This window comes from Geodermatophilus telluris (assembly GCF_900102745.1).
Lineage (GTDB): Bacteria > Actinomycetota > Actinomycetes > Mycobacteriales > Geodermatophilaceae > Geodermatophilus > Geodermatophilus telluris.
On sequence record NZ_FMZF01000003.1, the window covers coordinates 83,983 to 99,237 of the forward strand.

Below are 15,255 nucleotides of genomic sequence, written 5' to 3' on the forward strand. Positions count from 1 at the left end.
CCTGGGGTGCCGGCGGGCCGGCGGGTCAGCGGAGCAGCAGCCCCTGGGCGCGCGCCCGGCGCAGCCAGTCGGGGTACTCGGTCATCAGCCGGTCGAACAGCGCGTCGTCGCTGATCGGGCGGCGCCCCATCAGGTCGTCCTGGTCGACGGCGAAGAAGTCGGCGTTGTCGGTGTAGCGGCCCTCGAGGTCGTCGAGGCGCTGCAGGTAGGAGAACTGCCGCTCCGGGCCGATCCCCATGAACTGCCAGAACACCGGCTCGTACGACGCCGACCGGATCTGCCGGGTCGCCACCGACTTGTCGCTGGGCGCGCCGTCGGTGAGGAACATGACGTAGACCGGCACCTGCGCCGGCTGCGGCTCCACCCGCTCCCGGCTGTCGCCGAAGTACGCCTGCCGGACGGCGGCCATCGCCGCGCCGTAGCGGGTGTCGTACTCCAGCGGGTACTGCCGCGACAGGTCGGCGATGTACTGCTGGTGGCCCTCCAGGCGCAGCCCGGGCTCGGGGCGGTGCACGTCCTTGCCGAACAGGAAGACGTCGACGACGCCGTCGTCGTCGAAGCGCAGCCCCAGTGCGAGCACCCGCTCGGCCAGCCGCTGCACGGCGCCGGCGCGATAGAGGGCGGCCATCGAGCCGGAGATGTCCAGGACCAGGGCGACCCGCGCGGTGTGCTCGCCCAGGCCCCGCTTCTCCAGGCTGACGCCGGCGGTCTTGACCAGGCTGAGCATCCGCGGCGCGGAGGTCGCGAGCCTCTTCTCCAGGTCGACCAGCCGGCGCTTCTCCGTGCTGACCGGCGGGGTGCTGGGCGCGGGCGGGGCCGGCGGAGCGGCGGGCGCGGGCTCGTCGTCGATGCTGACGCCGACGTCGGTGGCCATCCCGGCCAGGCCGGTGGTGAACCCCTGGCCGACCGCGCGCACCTTCCACTCCGTCCCGCGGCGGTACACCTCGGCGAAGACCAGCGCGGTCTCCGGGCCCGCGGCCAGCTCGCAGCGGACGGCGGCCGCGCCGCCCTCGGCGCCCACCTCCACGGCGAGGCCGGAGAGCCCCCCGAAGGTGCCCGGCCCGTCGAGGGAGGCGCCGATGACGACCTTCTCCACGTCGGCCGGCAGCGCGGCGGGGTCGATGCGCACCTGGTCGACGGTGGCGCCGCCGCGGGCGGACTTGCCCAGGTGGCGCACCGCCCCGCCGGCGCCGGAGGGCTGGTTGTAGAAGACGAAGTCGTCGTCGCTGCGGACCCGGCCGGCGCCGGTGGTGAGGAACGCCGAGAGGTCGGCGTCGACCCCGGGGGCCGGGGTCCAGGTGAGGGTGACGACGACGGGGCCGGTCAGGCCGGCCTGGGCCAGGCCGACGTTGCCGCCCGGGGTGAGGACGTGGACCACGCGGCGGCCGCTCAGCCGCGGGGGCGGGGGGTGGACGGGCGGCCGGGCTCGGCCATGGGGACCTCCGGGTCTCGGGGGCTGGTGCAGCGCAGGACGGCGGCCCCGGCCGGGCGGTGCCGCCCGGCCGGGGTGCCGGGCCCGGACGCGCGGTCCGGGCCCGGCGGGGCTCAGCCGACGTTGACGCCGAAGTCCTGGGCGATGCCGCGCAGGCCGGAGGCGTAGCCCTGGCCCACCGCGCGGAACTTCCAGTCGGCGCCGTTGCGGTAGAGCTCGCCGAAGACCATGGCGGTCTCCACCGAGGCGTCCTCGGTGAGGTCGTAGCGGGCGATCTCCGAGCCGTTGGCCTGGTTGACCACGCGGATGAAGGCGTTGCGGACGGCGCCGAAGTTCTGCTTGCGGCTGTCGGCGTCGTAGATGGACACCGGGAAGACGATCTTCTGGCAGTTCGGCGGGACCGAGGCCAGGTCCACCTGGATGACCTCGTCGTCGCCCTCGCCCTGGCCGGTGAGGTTGTCACCGACGTGCACCACCGAGCCGTCGGGGCTGCGCAGGTTGTTGAAGAAGACGAAGCCCGAGTCGTCCGGGGTGACCTTGCCCTCGGGACCGATCATGATCGCCGACGCGTCGAGGTCGAAGTCACCACCGGAGAACGTGTTGACGTCCCAGCCGAGGCCGACGTTCACCGCGGTCAGACCCGGGGCCTCCTTGGTCAGCGAGACGTTCCCGCCCTTGGAGAGGCTGACACCCATCTGTTTGGACTCCCATGTCGCGTGCGGATGCGGGCCGGCGGTCGCCGCCCCGCCGAGACGCCGGCCGGGCCGGCGCTGCCGGGCGACGGCGCGGGCGCGGAGCGCCCGGGCGTGGCCCCCGGCACCGCTCCGCGGGACGCCGGTCGGGCGCCCCGCGGAGCGGACGTGTCTCGGATACTGCCCGACGAGCACGGGCGGCAACAGGTTCCCCGGCCTCCTGGCCAGGGCGGCGGTCAGACGCCGCCGCGGCCGTCCCCGGGGTCGCGGGAGCCGGCCGGCGCCGGGGTGACCGCGCGGTCGCCGCGGTCGCCGCGGTCGGTGCCGTCGACCGGGACGCCGTCCCCGCGGACCTCGCCGGCGACGCCGGGGCCGGTGCTGCCGACCGTCGGGGTGCCGGTGCTGCCGGCGCGGGCCGCGGCCTCCCGCTCGTCGCGGCGGCTGCGGGCGAGGCTCGCGACCGTGGTGACCAGCAGGGTGAGCACGATGACCGCCAGCGACAGCCAGGTCGGCACCTCGGGGATCACCGTGACGTGCTCGCCGCCGTTGATGAACGGCAGCTCGTTCTCGTGCAGGGCGTGGATGAGCAGCTTGACGCCGATGAAGCCGAGGATGACCGCCAGGCCGTAGTGCAGGTAGACCAGCCGGTCGAGCAGTCCGTCGATGAGGAAGAACAGCTGGCGCAGGCCCAGCAGCGAGAAGGCGTTGGCGGCGAAGACGAGGAAGGTCTCCTCGGTCAGGCCGAAGATGGCCGGGATCGAGTCGACGGCGAAGAGGATGTCGGCGCTGCCGATGGCGACCAGGGCGATGGCCAGCGGGGTGATGTACCGCCTGCCGTCGAGCTTCGTCGTCATCCGGTCGGAGTGGTACTCCTCGGTGGTCGGGACGATGCGGCGGACCAGCCGGAGGAAGCCGTTCTCCTTGAACTCCTCGTCCTCGTCACCGCTGGCCCGCGCCTGGGCGACGGCGGTGTAGATGAGGAAGGCACCGAAGAGGTAGAAGACCCAGCTGAAGTTCTCGATCGCCGCGGCACCGAGGAAGATGAAGACGGTCCGCAGGATGAGCGCGAAGGCGATGCCGAACAGCAGCACCTTCTGCTGCAGCTCGCGGGGCACCGCGAAGCTCGCCATGATCAGGACGAAGACGAACAGGTTGTCCACCGAGAGGCTCTTCTCGGTGATGTAGCCGGCGAAGTACTCACCGCCGTACTGGCCGCCGGCGAAGACCCACACGCCGATGCCGAACACGATGGCGATGGCGACGTAGATCGTCGACCAGGTGGCCGCCTCGCGCAGCGACGGGGCGTGCGGGGTGCGCACGTGGCCGACGAAGTCGAAGACGATCATGGCGACGATCGCGCCGACCGTGATCGCCCAGACCCAGAAGGGGACGTCCAAGGCAGGTACCTCCGGTGACTCTGCGGCGCGTCCGCGCCGCGTGTCGGGCCTGAGGTCTCTCCCGCCGCCTCGGTCGAGGTGGCCGGCGGTACCGGAGGCCCTCGGGGACCTCGTGTTGACGACACCGCCGCGTGGGGATACTCCCCTCCACGGATGACCCCCCGAGGCGGACCTGCTGACGGACCGCGGTCGGGGGGTTCCTTCCCCACAGACGCCCTCGGGATGCGCGGTGTTCCGGCGATGAGAGAACTCTCATCGCCGGCGCCGCCCGTCGGTCGTCCGCCGGCCGCCCGGCCCCGGGGTCGACCTTGGTCCCTGGCCGCCGTCGTCGGACGGCGCTAGCTTGCAGGCTCCTGGGCTGCGGACGACGGGTCCCGACCGGGACGCACGCCGCTCGCCCGCGGGCCGGGACCGTGGGGTTGGGGCTCCCCCACGGGCCCGGGCAGCCGCCGGGCTGCCCCTCTCCGAGGGAGGTCGTCATGGCGAAGAGCAGGGCCGAGGTCGAGGCCGACATCAAGGAGACGCTGGGTCTCGTCCCGCACTTCTTCTCCCGGATCCCGGACGCGTTCATGGAACCGGAGTGGGAGGTCTTCAAGCGGATGGAGCTCGGGGAGACGCTGATCCCCAACAAGTACAAGGAGCTCATGGGCGTCGCCCTGCACGCGGAGACCAAGTGCGGGTACTGCACGCTCTTCCACACCGAGGCCGCCAAGCTCTTCGGGGCCACGGACGAGGAGATCCAGGAGGCCGTCCACTACGCCAAGACCAGTCTCGGCTGGAGCGCGTACCTCAACGGGATCCGCGAGGACTACGACGCGTTCGCCGCCGAGCTGGCCCAGATCGGTGACCACATGAGCGCCCGGGCCTGACGTGGAGCTCGAGCGGCTCCGGCCGACGGTGCTCCGGGTGACGCTGCACACCTACGAGCTCGCCGCCGTGATGGCCGCCGCCCGGTACGTCGTGACGGCGGCGCCCGGCGACGTGCCGGACGCCGCCCGCGACCAGCTGGGCGAGGTCCTGCGGGACTACGACGCGAAGCTGCGGCGGCTCGCCGCGCCGACCGGCCGGGCGCAGCCCGGCCGGTCCCGGCCGCTCGCCTGAGGCCCGGCCCGGGACGCGGCCTCAGGCGTGGGCGGCGTCGAGCTGGCGCAGCTCCTTCTTCAGCTCGGTCAGCTCGTCGCGCAGCCGGGCGGCCACCTCGAACTGGAGCTCGCGGGCCGCGGCCAGCATCTGGTCGTTCATCTGGGTGATCAGGTCGGCCAGCTCGGCGCGCGGCAGGCCCTGCACGTCGATCGCCCCCGCCTTGCCCTTCTTGCCGGCCTTCGACGACAGCCCGGGCACCGGTGCCTTGCCGCGGGACTGCTGGCGGCCCGAGCCGCCGACCAGCTCGACGCTCTCGGCGTCCTCGGCGGCGCGGTAGATGCCGTCGAGGATGTCGACGATCTTCTTGCGCAGCGGCTGCGGGTCGATGCCGCGCTCGCGGTTGTAGGCGATCTGCTTCTCGCGGCGCCGGTTGGTCTCGTCGATCGCCTGGGCCATCGACGGGGTGACCGTGTCGGCGTACATGTGCACCTGGCCCGACACGTTGCGCGCGGCGCGGCCGATCGTCTGGATCAGCGACTTGCCGGAGCGGAGGAAGCCCTCCTTGTCGGCGTCGAGGATGGCCACCAGCGACACCTCGGGCAGGTCGAGGCCCTCGCGCAGCAGGTTGATGCCGACCAGCACGTCGTACTCGCCCTGCCGCAGCTCCCGCAGCAGCTCGACCCGGCGCAGGGTGTCGACCTCGGAGTGCAGGTAGCGCACCTTGATGCCGAGCTCGAGCAGGTAGTCGGTGAGGTCCTCGGCCATCTTCTTGGTCAGCGTGGTGACCAGGACGCGCTCGTCCTTCTCCACCCGCAGTCGGATCTCGTGCACCAGGTCGTCGATCTGCCCCTTGGTCGGCTTGACGACGACCTCCGGGTCGACCAGGCCGGTGGGGCGGATGACCTGCTCGACGACCTCGCCGCCGGTGCGGCCGAGCTCGTAGTCGCCCGGGGTGGCCGACAGGTAGACGGTCTGGCCGATCCGGTCGGTGAACTCCTCCCACCGCAGCGGGCGGTTGTCCATCGCCGAGGGCAGCCGGAAGCCGTGGTCGACCAGCGTGCGCTTGCGGCTCATGTCGCCCTCGTACATGCCGCCGATCTGCGGCACGGTCACGTGCGACTCGTCGATGACGAGCAGGAAGTCCTCGGGGAAGTAGTCGAGCAGGCAGGCGCCGGCGGTGCCGGGGGCGCGGCCGTCGATGTGCCGCGAGTAGTTCTCGATGCCGGAGCAGAAGCCGACCTGGCGCATCATCTCGATGTCGTAGGTGGTGCGCATGCGCAGCCGCTGGGCCTCCAGCAGCTTGCCCTGCCGCTCCAGCTCGGCCAGCCGCTGCTCCAGCTCGGCCTCGATGGTGGCGATCGCGCGCTCCATCCGCTCGGGGCCGGCGACGTAGTGGGTGGCCGGGAAGACGAACAGCTCCTGCACCTCGCGGACGACCTCGCCGGTGAGCGGGTGCAGGTAGTAGAGCCGCTCCACCTCGTCGCCGAACATCTCGATCCGGACGGCGAGCTCCTCGTAGACCGGGAAGACCTCGATGGTGTCGCCGCGCACCCGGAACGTGCCGCGGGTGAAGGACAGGTCGTTGCGGGTGTACTGCTCGGTGACCAGCGTGCGCAGCAGCTCGTCGCGGTCGCGCTCCTCCCCCACCGAGATCTTCAGCGCCCGGTCGACGTACTCCTGGGGCGTGCCCAGGCCGTAGATGCAGGAGACGGTGGCGACCACCACGACGTCGCGCCGGGTGAGCAGCGCCTGGGTGGCCGAGTGCCGGAGCCGCTCGACCTCGTCGTTGACCGAGCTGTCCTTCTCGATGTAGGTGTCGGTCTGCGGGACGTAGGCCTCGGGCTGGTAGTAGTCGTAGTACGAGACGAAGTACTCGACGGCGTTGTCGGGCAGCAGCTCGCGGAACTCGTTGGCCAGCTGCGCGGCCAGCGTCTTGTTCGGCGCCATGACCAGCGTGGGCCGCTGCACCTGCTCGACGAGCCAGGCGGTGGTGGCCGACTTCCCGGTGCCGGTGGCGCCCAGCAGCACGGTGTCCCGCTCTCCCGCGGTCACCTTCTCCGCCAGCGCCCGGATGGCCGCCGGCTGGTCGCCCGCCGGCTGGAACTCGCTGACGACGCGGAAGCGCCCCTGGGTGGGCCGGATGTCGGTGGTCGTGCGCACGGGACGACGGTACGACCGCGCGGTGACAGAACGGCGGGTGTGACGGGAGCGCAGGGCGGGACGCCTGGGCCGCGCCGGTTGCGCGCCGGTGTCCCGCTGTGCTCGTGCCGCGCCCCGGCCTGCGCTAGCGTGCGTCCTCGCAGGCGCGGTGCCGCGCCGGGGACCAGTGCCACCCGGGATGCCCGGACGAGGTCGGACCCCGGCGCCCCGCGACTCGGTACCAGGTGTCCCGGCCCGCACCGGAGCGCCCGGGACCTGCGCACGACGCCCTCCGCGGCCCCGGCCGCGGAGGGCGTCGCCGTCCCCGCGTCGCCGTCTCCAGTGCCCGGGCGTGACCTCCGCCGCGTCACGTGTGGACCCGCCCGGATCGGGCACAGGGACCCGCGGGCGCCAGCTGCCCAGACCCCTCGCCGACGGCCGCGGCGAGGGGCCGTCGCGTCCCTGAGGTGTGGGACGCCCGTGCAGGAGGAAACACTCGAATGACCCAGGTGTGGCCCGGAACCGCCTACCCGCTGGGTGCCACGTACGACGGCACCGGGACGAACTTCGCGCTGTTCAGCGAGGTCGCGGAGAAGGTGGAGCTCTGCCTGTTCGACGAGGCGGGCAACGAGGAGCGCATCCGGCTCCCCGAGATGGACGGCTACGTCTGGCACGCCTTCCTGCCCGGCATCCAGCCCGGGCAGCGCTACGGCTACCGCGTGCACGGTCCCTACGACCCGGAGAACGGGCACCGCTGCAACCCGAACAAGCTGCTGCTCGACCCGTACGCCAAGGCGGTCGACGGGTCGATCGACTGGGACGAGGCCTGCTTCGGCTACCGGTTCGGCAGCGCCGAGCGCAACGACGACGACTCGGCGCCGCACATGCCGAAGTCGGTCGTGATCAACCCCTACTTCGACTGGGGCGTGGACCGGCCGCCGAAGACGCCGTACAACAAGACCGTCATCTACGAGGCCCACGTCAAGGGGCTGACGATGACCCACCCGCGCATCCCCGAGGAGCTGCGCGGCACCTACGCCGGCATCGCCCACCCCGCGGTCATCGAGCACCTGCAGTCGCTGGGCATCACGGCGATCGAGCTCATGCCGGTGCACCAGTTCGTGCAGGACGACACGCTGCTGCAGAAGGGCCTGCGCAACTACTGGGGCTACAACACGATCGGTTTCTTCGCGCCGCACAACGAGTACGCGCAGGCCACCGACGGCCAGCAGGTGCAGGAGTTCAAGGGCATGGTCCGGACCCTGCACGAGGCGGGCATCGAGGTCATCCTCGACGTCGTCTACAACCACACCGCCGAGGGCAACCACATGGGCCCGACGCTGTCGTTCAAGGGCATCGACAACCGGTCCTACTACCGGCTGGTCGAGGGCGACGAGCAGTACTACATGGACACCACGGGCACCGGGAACTCGCTCAACGTCCGCAACCCGCAGTCGCTGCAGCTGATCATGGACTCGCTGCGCTACTGGGTGACCGAGATGCACGTCGACGGCTTCCGCTTCGACCTCGCCTCCACCCTGGCCCGCCAGTTCCACGAGGTGGACCGGCTGTCGGCGTTCTTCGACCTCGTGCACCAGGACCCGATCGTCAGCCAGGTGAAGCTCATCGCCGAGCCGTGGGACGTCGGCGACGGCGGCTACCAGGTGGGCAACTTCCCCGCGCTGTGGACGGAGTGGAACGGCAAGTACCGCGACACCGTCCGCGACTTCTGGCGCGGCGAGGACGCCACCACCGGCGAGTTCGCCAGCCGGATCTCCGGCTCGGCCGACCTCTACAAGCACTCCGGGCGCCGGCCGGTGGCCAGCATCAACTTCGTCACCGCGCACGACGGCTTCACGCTCAACGACCTGGTCTCCTACAACGAGAAGCACAACGAGGCCAACGGCGAGGGCAACAACGACGGCGAGAGCCACAACCGCAGCTGGAACTGCGGCGTCGAGGGCGAGAGCGACGACCGCGAGGTGCTCGAGCTGCGCGCACGGCAGCGGCGCAATTTCATCACCACGCTGATGCTGTCCCAGGGCGTGCCGATGCTGCTGCACGGCGACGAGCTGGGCCGCACGCAGCGGGGCAACAACAACGGCTACTGCCAGGACTCCGAGCTGACCTGGATCGACTGGGAGGACGTCGACGAGGGGCTGCTGGAGTTCACCAAGCTGGTCACCCGGCTGCGCACCGAGCACCCGACGTTCCGCCGCCGCCGGTTCTTCCACGGCCGGCCGGTGCGCCGGGAGGAGGGCGACCCGGTGCAGGACGTCGCCTGGTTCACCCCGTCCGGTGAGCTGATGAGCGACGAGGACTGGGACGCCGGCTTCGCCAAGTCGCTGGCCATGTACCTCAACGGCCACGGCATCCGGGAGACCGACGAGCGCGGCGAGGACGTCGTCGACGACTGCTTCTACCTGGCGTTCAACGCCCACCACGAGCCGATCGACTACACCGTGCCGTCGTCGGACTACGCCGAGGGCTGGACGGTCGTCGTCGACACCGCCGAGCTCGGCGAGGTCGAGCCCGTGCAGGTCAAGGCCGGGGACGTCGTCCGCGTGGCCGCCCGCGCCACGGTCGTCCTGCAGGCGGCGCCGTGAGCGAGGCGACCGAGCGCAGGCGGGCCGTCCCGACGGCCACCTACCGGCTGCAGGTCACGGCCGACCACACCCTGGACGACGCCGCGGCCGTGGCCGGCTACCTCGCCGACCTGGGCGTCAGCCACGCGTACTCCTCGCCGCTGCTGCGCGCGGCGGCGGGCAGCACGCACGGCTACGACACCGTCGACCACGCGCACGTCGACGAGTCGCGGGGCGGGCAGGAGGGCCTGGACCGGTTCGTGGCCGCGCTGCACGAGCACGGCCTGGGTCTGGTCCTCGACCTGGTGCCCAACCACATGGGCGTGGCCGACCCGGCCGAGGCGCCCTGGTGGTGGGACGTGCTGCAGCACGGCCGCGACAGCGCGCACGCGTCGGCGTTCGACGTCGACTGGGACTTCGGCGGCGGGCGCATCCGCATCCCCGTGCTGGGGTCGGCCGACGACGTCGAGAAGCTCGAGGTGGTGGACGGGGAGCTGCGGTACTACGACAACCGCTTCCCCCTCGCGCCGGGCACGGGCGATCCCGACGGGGACCCGCCCACCCCGCAGGAGGTGCACGACCGGCAGCACTACGAGCTGGTCGACTGGCGGCGCGCCGACGCCGACCTCAACTACCGCCGGTTCTTCGCGATCAACACCCTCGCCGGGCTGCGGGTGGAGGACCCGGCGGTCTTCGACGCGACCCACGCGCTGGTGCTGCGGCTGGTCGAGCAGGGCGTGGTCGACGGGCTGCGCATCGACCACCCCGACGGCCTGGCCGACCCGAAGGGCTACCTCGACCGGCTGGCCGAGGCCTCCGGCGGGCGCTGGACGGTGGTCGAGAAGATCCTCGAGCCCGGCGAGGACCTCCCGGAGAGCTGGCGGACGGCGGGCACCACCGGCTACGACGCCCTCGCCGAGGTCGACGGCGTGCTCGTGGACCCGGCCGGCGAGGCGGCGATGACCGCGCTGGACACCGAGCTGTCCGGCCGCGAGGTCGACTACGCGCAGCTGGTGCACGACTGCAAGCGCGAGGTCACCGACGGCAGCCTCGGCTCGGAGGTCGCCCGGCTGGTGCGGGTGATCGGCGAGCTGCCCGGCACCGACCGCGAGCAGCAGGTCGAGGCGCTCGCCGAGCTGCTGGCCACCTTCGCCGTCTACCGCACCTACCTGCCCGACGGCCGCGAGCACCTCGACGCCGCGGTGGCCGCCGTCCGCGACCGCCGGCCCGACCTGGTCGCGGCGGTCGACGCGCTGCACCCGGTGCTGGCGCAGGCCGGCACGGAGGCGGCCACCCGCTTCGAGCAGACCAGCGGCCCGGTGATGGCCAAGGGCGTCGAGGACAGCGCCTACTACCGCTGGGCGCGGTTCGTGGTGCTCAACGAGGTCGGCGGCGACCCGGCGCGCTTCGGCACCACCGTCGGGGAGTGGCACGAGGCGCAGGGCCGGCGGCTGGAGCGCAAGCCGGAGTCGATGACCACGCTGACCACGCACGACACCAAGCGCAGCGAGGACACCCGGGCCCGCCTGGCCGTCCTGGCCGAGGTGCCCACCGAGTGGGCCGACCTGGTGCGCGGCTGGCTGTCGCGGCACCCGCTGCCGGACCGGCCGCTGGCGCACCTGGTGTGGCAGAACCTGGTCGGCGCGTGGCCGCTGTCGCGGGAGCGGGCGCACGCCTACGCGGAGAAGGCGGCGCGCGAGGCCGGCCTGTCGACGACGTGGACCGACGTGGACGAGGCCTTCGAGACGGCGCTGCACGCGGTGGTCGACGCCGCCTGGGACGACGCGGACACCCACCGCGAGATCGAGGCGTTCGTCGCGCGGATCGCGCCGGCGGGGCGGTCCAACGGGCTGGCCCAGAAGCTGCTGCAGCTGACGATGCCGGGCGTGCCCGACGTCTACCAGGGCAGCGAGCTGTGGGACCACTCGCTGGTCGACCCGGACAACCGCCGCCCGGTCGACTACGACGAGCGGCGCGCGCTGCTGGCCCGGCTCGACGCGGGCGAGGTGCCCGCGGTCGACGAGGGCGGGGCGGCCAAGCTGCTGGTCACCTCCCGGGCGCTGCGGCTGCGGCGGGACCGCCCGGAGCTGTTCACCGGCTACACGCCGGTGGAGGCCACCGGCGCCGCCGCCGACCACGTGGTCGCCTTCGACCGCGGGTCCGGGGAGCAGAGCGGTGCGGTGACCGTGGCCACCCGGCTGCCCGTCGGCCTGGCGGCCACCGGCTGGGGCGACACCGCGCTGGCGCTGCCGACCGGCGCCTGGCTCGACGTGCTCACCGGCACGCGGGTGGTCTCCGACGCCGGCGGCGCGCCGGTCGGCGAGCTGCTCGCCCGGCTCCCCGTGGCGCTGCTGGTCCGCGACTGAGGCAGAGGTCACGTCCCCGTCGACGGCGGGGACGTGACCTGCGCGGACGCCGCGCGCCGCGCGGGTCCCCCGGCCCGACACGCCTGGGACCCCTGGGGCACGACGTGCCGTGCCGTGATCCGGTCGTTATGTTGGCCCGCGCACCCGGTCGACAGAGAGCCGGGCGTCGGAGCCGGTCCGCCCAACCCCGTCCGCCGGTGTCCGTTCCTCCTGCACCGCCAGGACGGGGGTGGGGGACCCACTTCGACGGGCGCCGCCGTGGTCACGGGGGCCGCGCGCACCGTCTCGGGGTGAAGCCGCACGTCGTGCGGCCGGGGCACCGATCGCTCCGAACCCGACAGCTCACCTCGCAGGCGGAGGATCGGAGTCCCTCCATGCGCACGTCCACGTCCCTGCTCCGCCGTGCCCTCCTCACCTCCGGCGTGGCCGCTGCCGCGCTCGGCGTGGTGGCCGGCCCCGCCTCGGCCGCCGCCCCCAACGACTGGGACGCCGTCGCCCAGTGCGAGTCCAGCGGCAACTGGTCGATCAACACCGGCAACGGCTACTACGGCGGCCTGCAGTTCAGCGCCAGCACCTGGGCGGCCTTCGGCGGCACCGACTACGCCTCGCGGGCCGACCTGGCCACCAAGGACCAGCAGATCGCCGTCGCCGAGCGCACGCTCGACGCGCAGGGCCCCGGCGCCTGGCCGGTCTGCGGCAAGGGCCTCGACCCGAGCGCCCCCGAGGCCGGCGCCGCCGTCGCCCCGGCCCCGGCCCCGGCCGCCGCCCCGGTGGAGCGGGAGCCGGAGGCCGCCGCCTCGCGCGCCGACCGCCCCGCGGGCGAGAGCTACACGGTCGTCGCCGGCGACACGCTGTCGACGATCGCCGCGGCCCACGGCACCACCTGGGAGGCCCTGTTCGCCGCGAACACGGGCACGCTCAGCGACCCCGACCGCATCGCCGTCGGCCAGGTCCTGCAGCTCGCGTGAGCCGCGCGGCCGCCGGGGGGCTCCCCCGGCGGCCGCCGGCCCCGGGGGTTGACGGGACTCCCCACGGGCAAGACGGTCCGGTCACCCGCACGACCCCTGGAGGCCCCCGCATGTCCGCACCCGTCGAGTTCGCCGTCTGGGCGCCGGTCCCCGAGCGGGTCCGGCTGCAGGTCGACGGCGCGGTGCACGAGATGCGCCGCGACGACGCCGGCTGGTGGCGGGCGGAGGTCGAGGCCACGCCGGAGGCCGACTACGGCTACCTGCTCGGCGACGACGACACCCCCCGGCCCGACCCGCGCTCGCGGCGCCAGCCCGACGGCGTGCACGGGCTGTCCCGCCGCTTCGACCCCTCGGCGCACGCCTGGGGCGACCGCGCCTGGACCGGCCGCCCGCTGGCCGGCGGCGTCGTCTACGAGCTGCACGTCGGCACCTTCACGCCCGAGGGCACGCTGGACGCGGCGGTCGAGCGGCTCGACCACCTCGTCGACCTCGGCGTCGACTTCGTCGAGCTGCTGCCGGTCAACGGCTTCGACGGCACCCACAACTGGGGCTACGACGGCGTCCTCTGGTACACGGTCCAGGAGAGCTACGGCGGTCCCGCGGCCTACCAGCGCTTCGTCGACGCCTGCCACCAGCGCGGCCTCGGCGTGGTCCAGGACGTCGTCTACAACCACCTCGGGCCCTCGGGCAACTACCTGCCGCTGTTCATGCCGGTCTTCTCCGAGGGCGGCGCGAACACCTGGGGCGAGTCGGTCAACCTGTCCGGCCCCGACTCCGACGAGGTCCGCCGCTACGTCCTGGACAACGCGCTGATGTGGCTGCGCGACATGCACGTCGACGGGCTGCGCCTGGACGCCGTCCACGCGCTGGTCGACGAGCGGGCCACCCACGTGCTCGAGGAGCTGGCGCAGGAGGTCGACCGGCTGTCGGTCGCCGTCGGCCGGCCGCTGACGCTGATCGCCGAGAGCGACCTCAACGACCCCCGCACGGTCACGCCCCGCATCGCCGGCGGCCTGGGCATCTCCGCCCAGTGGAGCGACGACTTCCACCACGCGCTGCACGCCACGCTCACCGGCGAGGGGCAGGGCTACTACGCCGACTTCGCGGCGGCCGGCCTCGGCGGGCTGGCCAAGACCCTCACCGGCGCCTTCTTCCACGACGGCGCCTGGTCGAGCTTCCGCCGCCGCCACCACGGCCGGCCGGTGGACACCGCCGCGCTGCCCGGCTGGAAGTTCCTCGGTTACCTGCAGGACCACGACCAGATCGGCAACCGCGCCGTCGGCGACCGCGTCTCGGCGTCGGTGTCGCCCGGCCTGCTCGCCGTGGGCGCGACGCTGGTGCTCACCAGTCCCTTCACGCCGATGCTGTTCATGGGCGAGGAGTGGGGCGCCGCCACGCCGTGGCAGTTCTTCACCAGCCACACCGACCCGGAGATCGGCCGGGCCACCGCCGAGGGGCGCAAGGGCGAGTTCGCCGAGCACGGGTGGGACGCCGACGAGGTGCCCGACCCGCAGGACCCCGAGACGTTCCGGCGCTCGAAGCTGGACTGGTCGGAGCCCGGGCGGGAGCCGCACGCCCGGCTGCTCGAGGTGCACCGGACGCTGCTGCGGCTGCGCCGGCAGCACCCCGACCTCGTCGACCCCGACCTGTCGGCCGTGGAGGTCGGCTGGGACGACGACGACCGGCTGCTGGTCGTGCACCGCGGCGCACTGCGGGTGGTGGCCAACCTGGCGGGCGAGCCGCGGGAGGTCGACCTCGACCGGGCGGCGACCGGCGTGCTGTTCGCCACCGGGGACGCCCCCGGGCTCGACGGGACGACGGTGACCCTGCCGGCGGAGAGCGCCGCCGTCCTGACCACCTGATGCGCCGGCTGCACCCCGCCCCCGCGGAGGACCTCTCCGACGACGACCTGGCGGCCGCGTACGCGCTGCCGCCGGGCCGGTCGGTGCGGGTCGACTTCGTGACCTCGCTGGACGGCGCGATCACCGTGGACGGCCGCAGCGCGGGGCTCGGCTCCCCCGGCGACGAGCGGGTGTTCCGGGTGCTGCGGGCGCTGGCCGACGCCGTGCTGGTCGGGCACGGGACGGCCGCCGCCGAGGGCTACCGGCCGGTGGCGGCCGACTCCGCGGTCGGGCGGCTGCGGGCGGCGCTCGGCCGGCCGGCCACGGCGCCGGTCGTGGTCGTCTCGCGGCGGGCGTCGCCGGCGCCGGGCGACCGGCTGGCCGTCCCCTCGACGGTGCTGGTGACGTGCGCGGCGGCCGACCCCGACCGCCGCGCCGCGCTGGCCGACGCCGGCGTCGACGTCCTCGTCTGCGGGGACGACGACGTCGACCTGCCGCTGGCGCTCGACCGGCTGGCCGAGCGGGGCCTGGCGCAGCTGGTCTGCGAGGGCGGCCCGGCGCTGCTCACCTCGGCACTGGCCGCCGGGGTGGTCGACGAGCTGGACCTCACCGTCTCCCCCGCCCTGGTCGGCGGGGAGAGCCGGCTGGTGACCGCGGCGCTGCCCGGCGTCGTCCGCCCGCGGCTGCTGCAGGTGCTCGAGGAGGACGGCGTCCTGTTCACCCGCTACGCCGTCGACCGCTAGCGGCTCCCT

General features: G+C 73.5%; 11 protein-coding genes and 1 riboswitch. Of the genes, 7 read left to right on the forward strand and 4 right to left on the reverse strand.

All coding sequences use genetic code 11. The features are described 5' to 3' along the window. Positions 1-25: 25 nt before the first annotated feature. The 3 genes from BLQ97_RS10890 to BLQ97_RS10900 form a co-directional block, all read right to left on the reverse strand. A complete protein-coding gene (locus BLQ97_RS10890; protein ID WP_091365911.1) occupies positions 26-1,378 on the reverse strand; it encodes a VWA domain-containing protein in 1,353 nt (450 codons plus the stop codon). Positions 1,379-1,545: 167 nt separating this feature from the next. Further along, positions 1,546-2,127 (reverse strand): TerD family protein, encoded by a 582-nt coding sequence (locus BLQ97_RS10895; protein WP_091365912.1) that lies wholly within the window; start codon positions 2,125-2,127, stop codon positions 1,546-1,548. A gap of 233 nt (positions 2,128-2,360) precedes the next feature. Next, on the reverse strand, positions 2,361-3,521 hold the full coding sequence (locus BLQ97_RS10900) for a TerC family protein (protein ID WP_091365913.1): 1,161 nt from the start codon (positions 3,519-3,521) through the stop codon (positions 2,361-2,363). Between the two features lie 479 nt (positions 3,522-4,000). On the opposite strand from BLQ97_RS10900, the gene BLQ97_RS10905 reads away from it, so the two are divergent. Together BLQ97_RS10905 and BLQ97_RS10910 are read left to right on the forward strand one after the other, a co-directional pair. Then, positions 4,001-4,390: a carboxymuconolactone decarboxylase family protein gene (locus BLQ97_RS10905; protein ID WP_091365914.1), complete on the forward strand. Its 390-nt coding sequence runs from the start codon at positions 4,001-4,003 to the stop codon at positions 4,388-4,390. A 37-nt stretch (positions 4,391-4,427) separates the two neighbouring features. After that, entirely contained in the window at positions 4,428-4,622 is a 195-nt protein-coding gene (locus BLQ97_RS10910) for a hypothetical protein (protein WP_139173579.1), read from the forward strand. Between the two features lie 21 nt (positions 4,623-4,643). On the opposite strand, the gene uvrB is transcribed toward BLQ97_RS10910, so the two are convergent. Next, positions 4,644-6,764, reverse strand: coding sequence for an excinuclease ABC subunit UvrB (gene uvrB, locus BLQ97_RS10915; RefSeq protein ID WP_091365916.1), 2,121 nt, complete (start codon positions 6,762-6,764; stop codon positions 4,644-4,646). A gap of 479 nt (positions 6,765-7,243) precedes the next feature. Here uvrB and glgX point away from each other — a divergent pair, with 479 nt between their 5' ends. The 5 genes from glgX to BLQ97_RS10940 all read left to right on the forward strand — a co-directional run bounded on the left by glgX (position 7,244) and on the right by BLQ97_RS10940 (position 15,246). Further along, positions 7,244-9,349 (forward strand): glycogen debranching protein GlgX, encoded by a 2,106-nt coding sequence (gene glgX / locus BLQ97_RS10920; RefSeq protein ID WP_091365917.1) that lies wholly within the window; start codon positions 7,244-7,246, stop codon positions 9,347-9,349. Then, a complete protein-coding gene (treY, locus tag BLQ97_RS10925) occupies positions 9,346-11,694 on the forward strand; it encodes a malto-oligosyltrehalose synthase (protein ID WP_091365918.1) in 2,349 nt (782 codons plus the stop codon). Before glgX ends, treY begins: the two co-directional genes overlap by 4 nt. A 241-nt stretch (positions 11,695-11,935) precedes the next feature. Continuing rightward, positions 11,936-12,063: riboswitch (cyclic di-AMP (ydaO/yuaA leader) on the forward strand. A gap of 5 nt (positions 12,064-12,068) precedes the next feature. Continuing rightward, a complete protein-coding gene (locus BLQ97_RS24210; RefSeq protein ID WP_091365919.1) occupies positions 12,069-12,662 on the forward strand; it encodes a LysM peptidoglycan-binding domain-containing protein in 594 nt (197 codons plus the stop codon). 110 nt (positions 12,663-12,772) lie between these two features. Beyond that, complete coding sequence (gene treZ, locus BLQ97_RS10935; protein ID WP_091365920.1) at positions 12,773-14,524, forward strand: malto-oligosyltrehalose trehalohydrolase; 1,752 nt, start codon at positions 12,773-12,775, stop codon at positions 14,522-14,524. Further along, on the forward strand, positions 14,524-15,246 hold the full coding sequence (locus BLQ97_RS10940; RefSeq protein WP_091365921.1) for a dihydrofolate reductase family protein: 723 nt from the start codon (positions 14,524-14,526) through the stop codon (positions 15,244-15,246). The genes treZ and BLQ97_RS10940 overlap by 1 nt, the downstream gene beginning before the upstream one ends. The last annotated feature ends 9 nt before the right edge of the window (positions 15,247-15,255 follow it).

Bases quoted from the DNA above. Each gene is read 5' to 3' on its own strand.
- BLQ97_RS10895 (WP_091365912.1), bottom strand. From the start codon at position 2,127: ATGGGTGTCAGCCTCTCCAAGGGCGGGAACGTCTCGCTGACCAAGGAG.
- BLQ97_RS10905 (WP_091365914.1), top strand. From the start codon at position 4,001: ATGGCGAAGAGCAGGGCCGAGGTCGAGGCCGACATCAAGGAGACGCTG.
- glgX (WP_091365917.1), top strand. From the start codon at position 7,244: ATGACCCAGGTGTGGCCCGGAACCGCCTACCCGCTGGGTGCCACGTAC.
- BLQ97_RS24210 (WP_091365919.1), top strand. From the start codon at position 12,069: ATGCGCACGTCCACGTCCCTGCTCCGCCGTGCCCTCCTCACCTCCGGC.
- treZ (WP_091365920.1), top strand. From the start codon at position 12,773: ATGTCCGCACCCGTCGAGTTCGCCGTCTGGGCGCCGGTCCCCGAGCGG.
- BLQ97_RS10940 (WP_091365921.1), top strand. From the start codon at position 14,524: ATGCGCCGGCTGCACCCCGCCCCCGCGGAGGACCTCTCCGACGACGAC.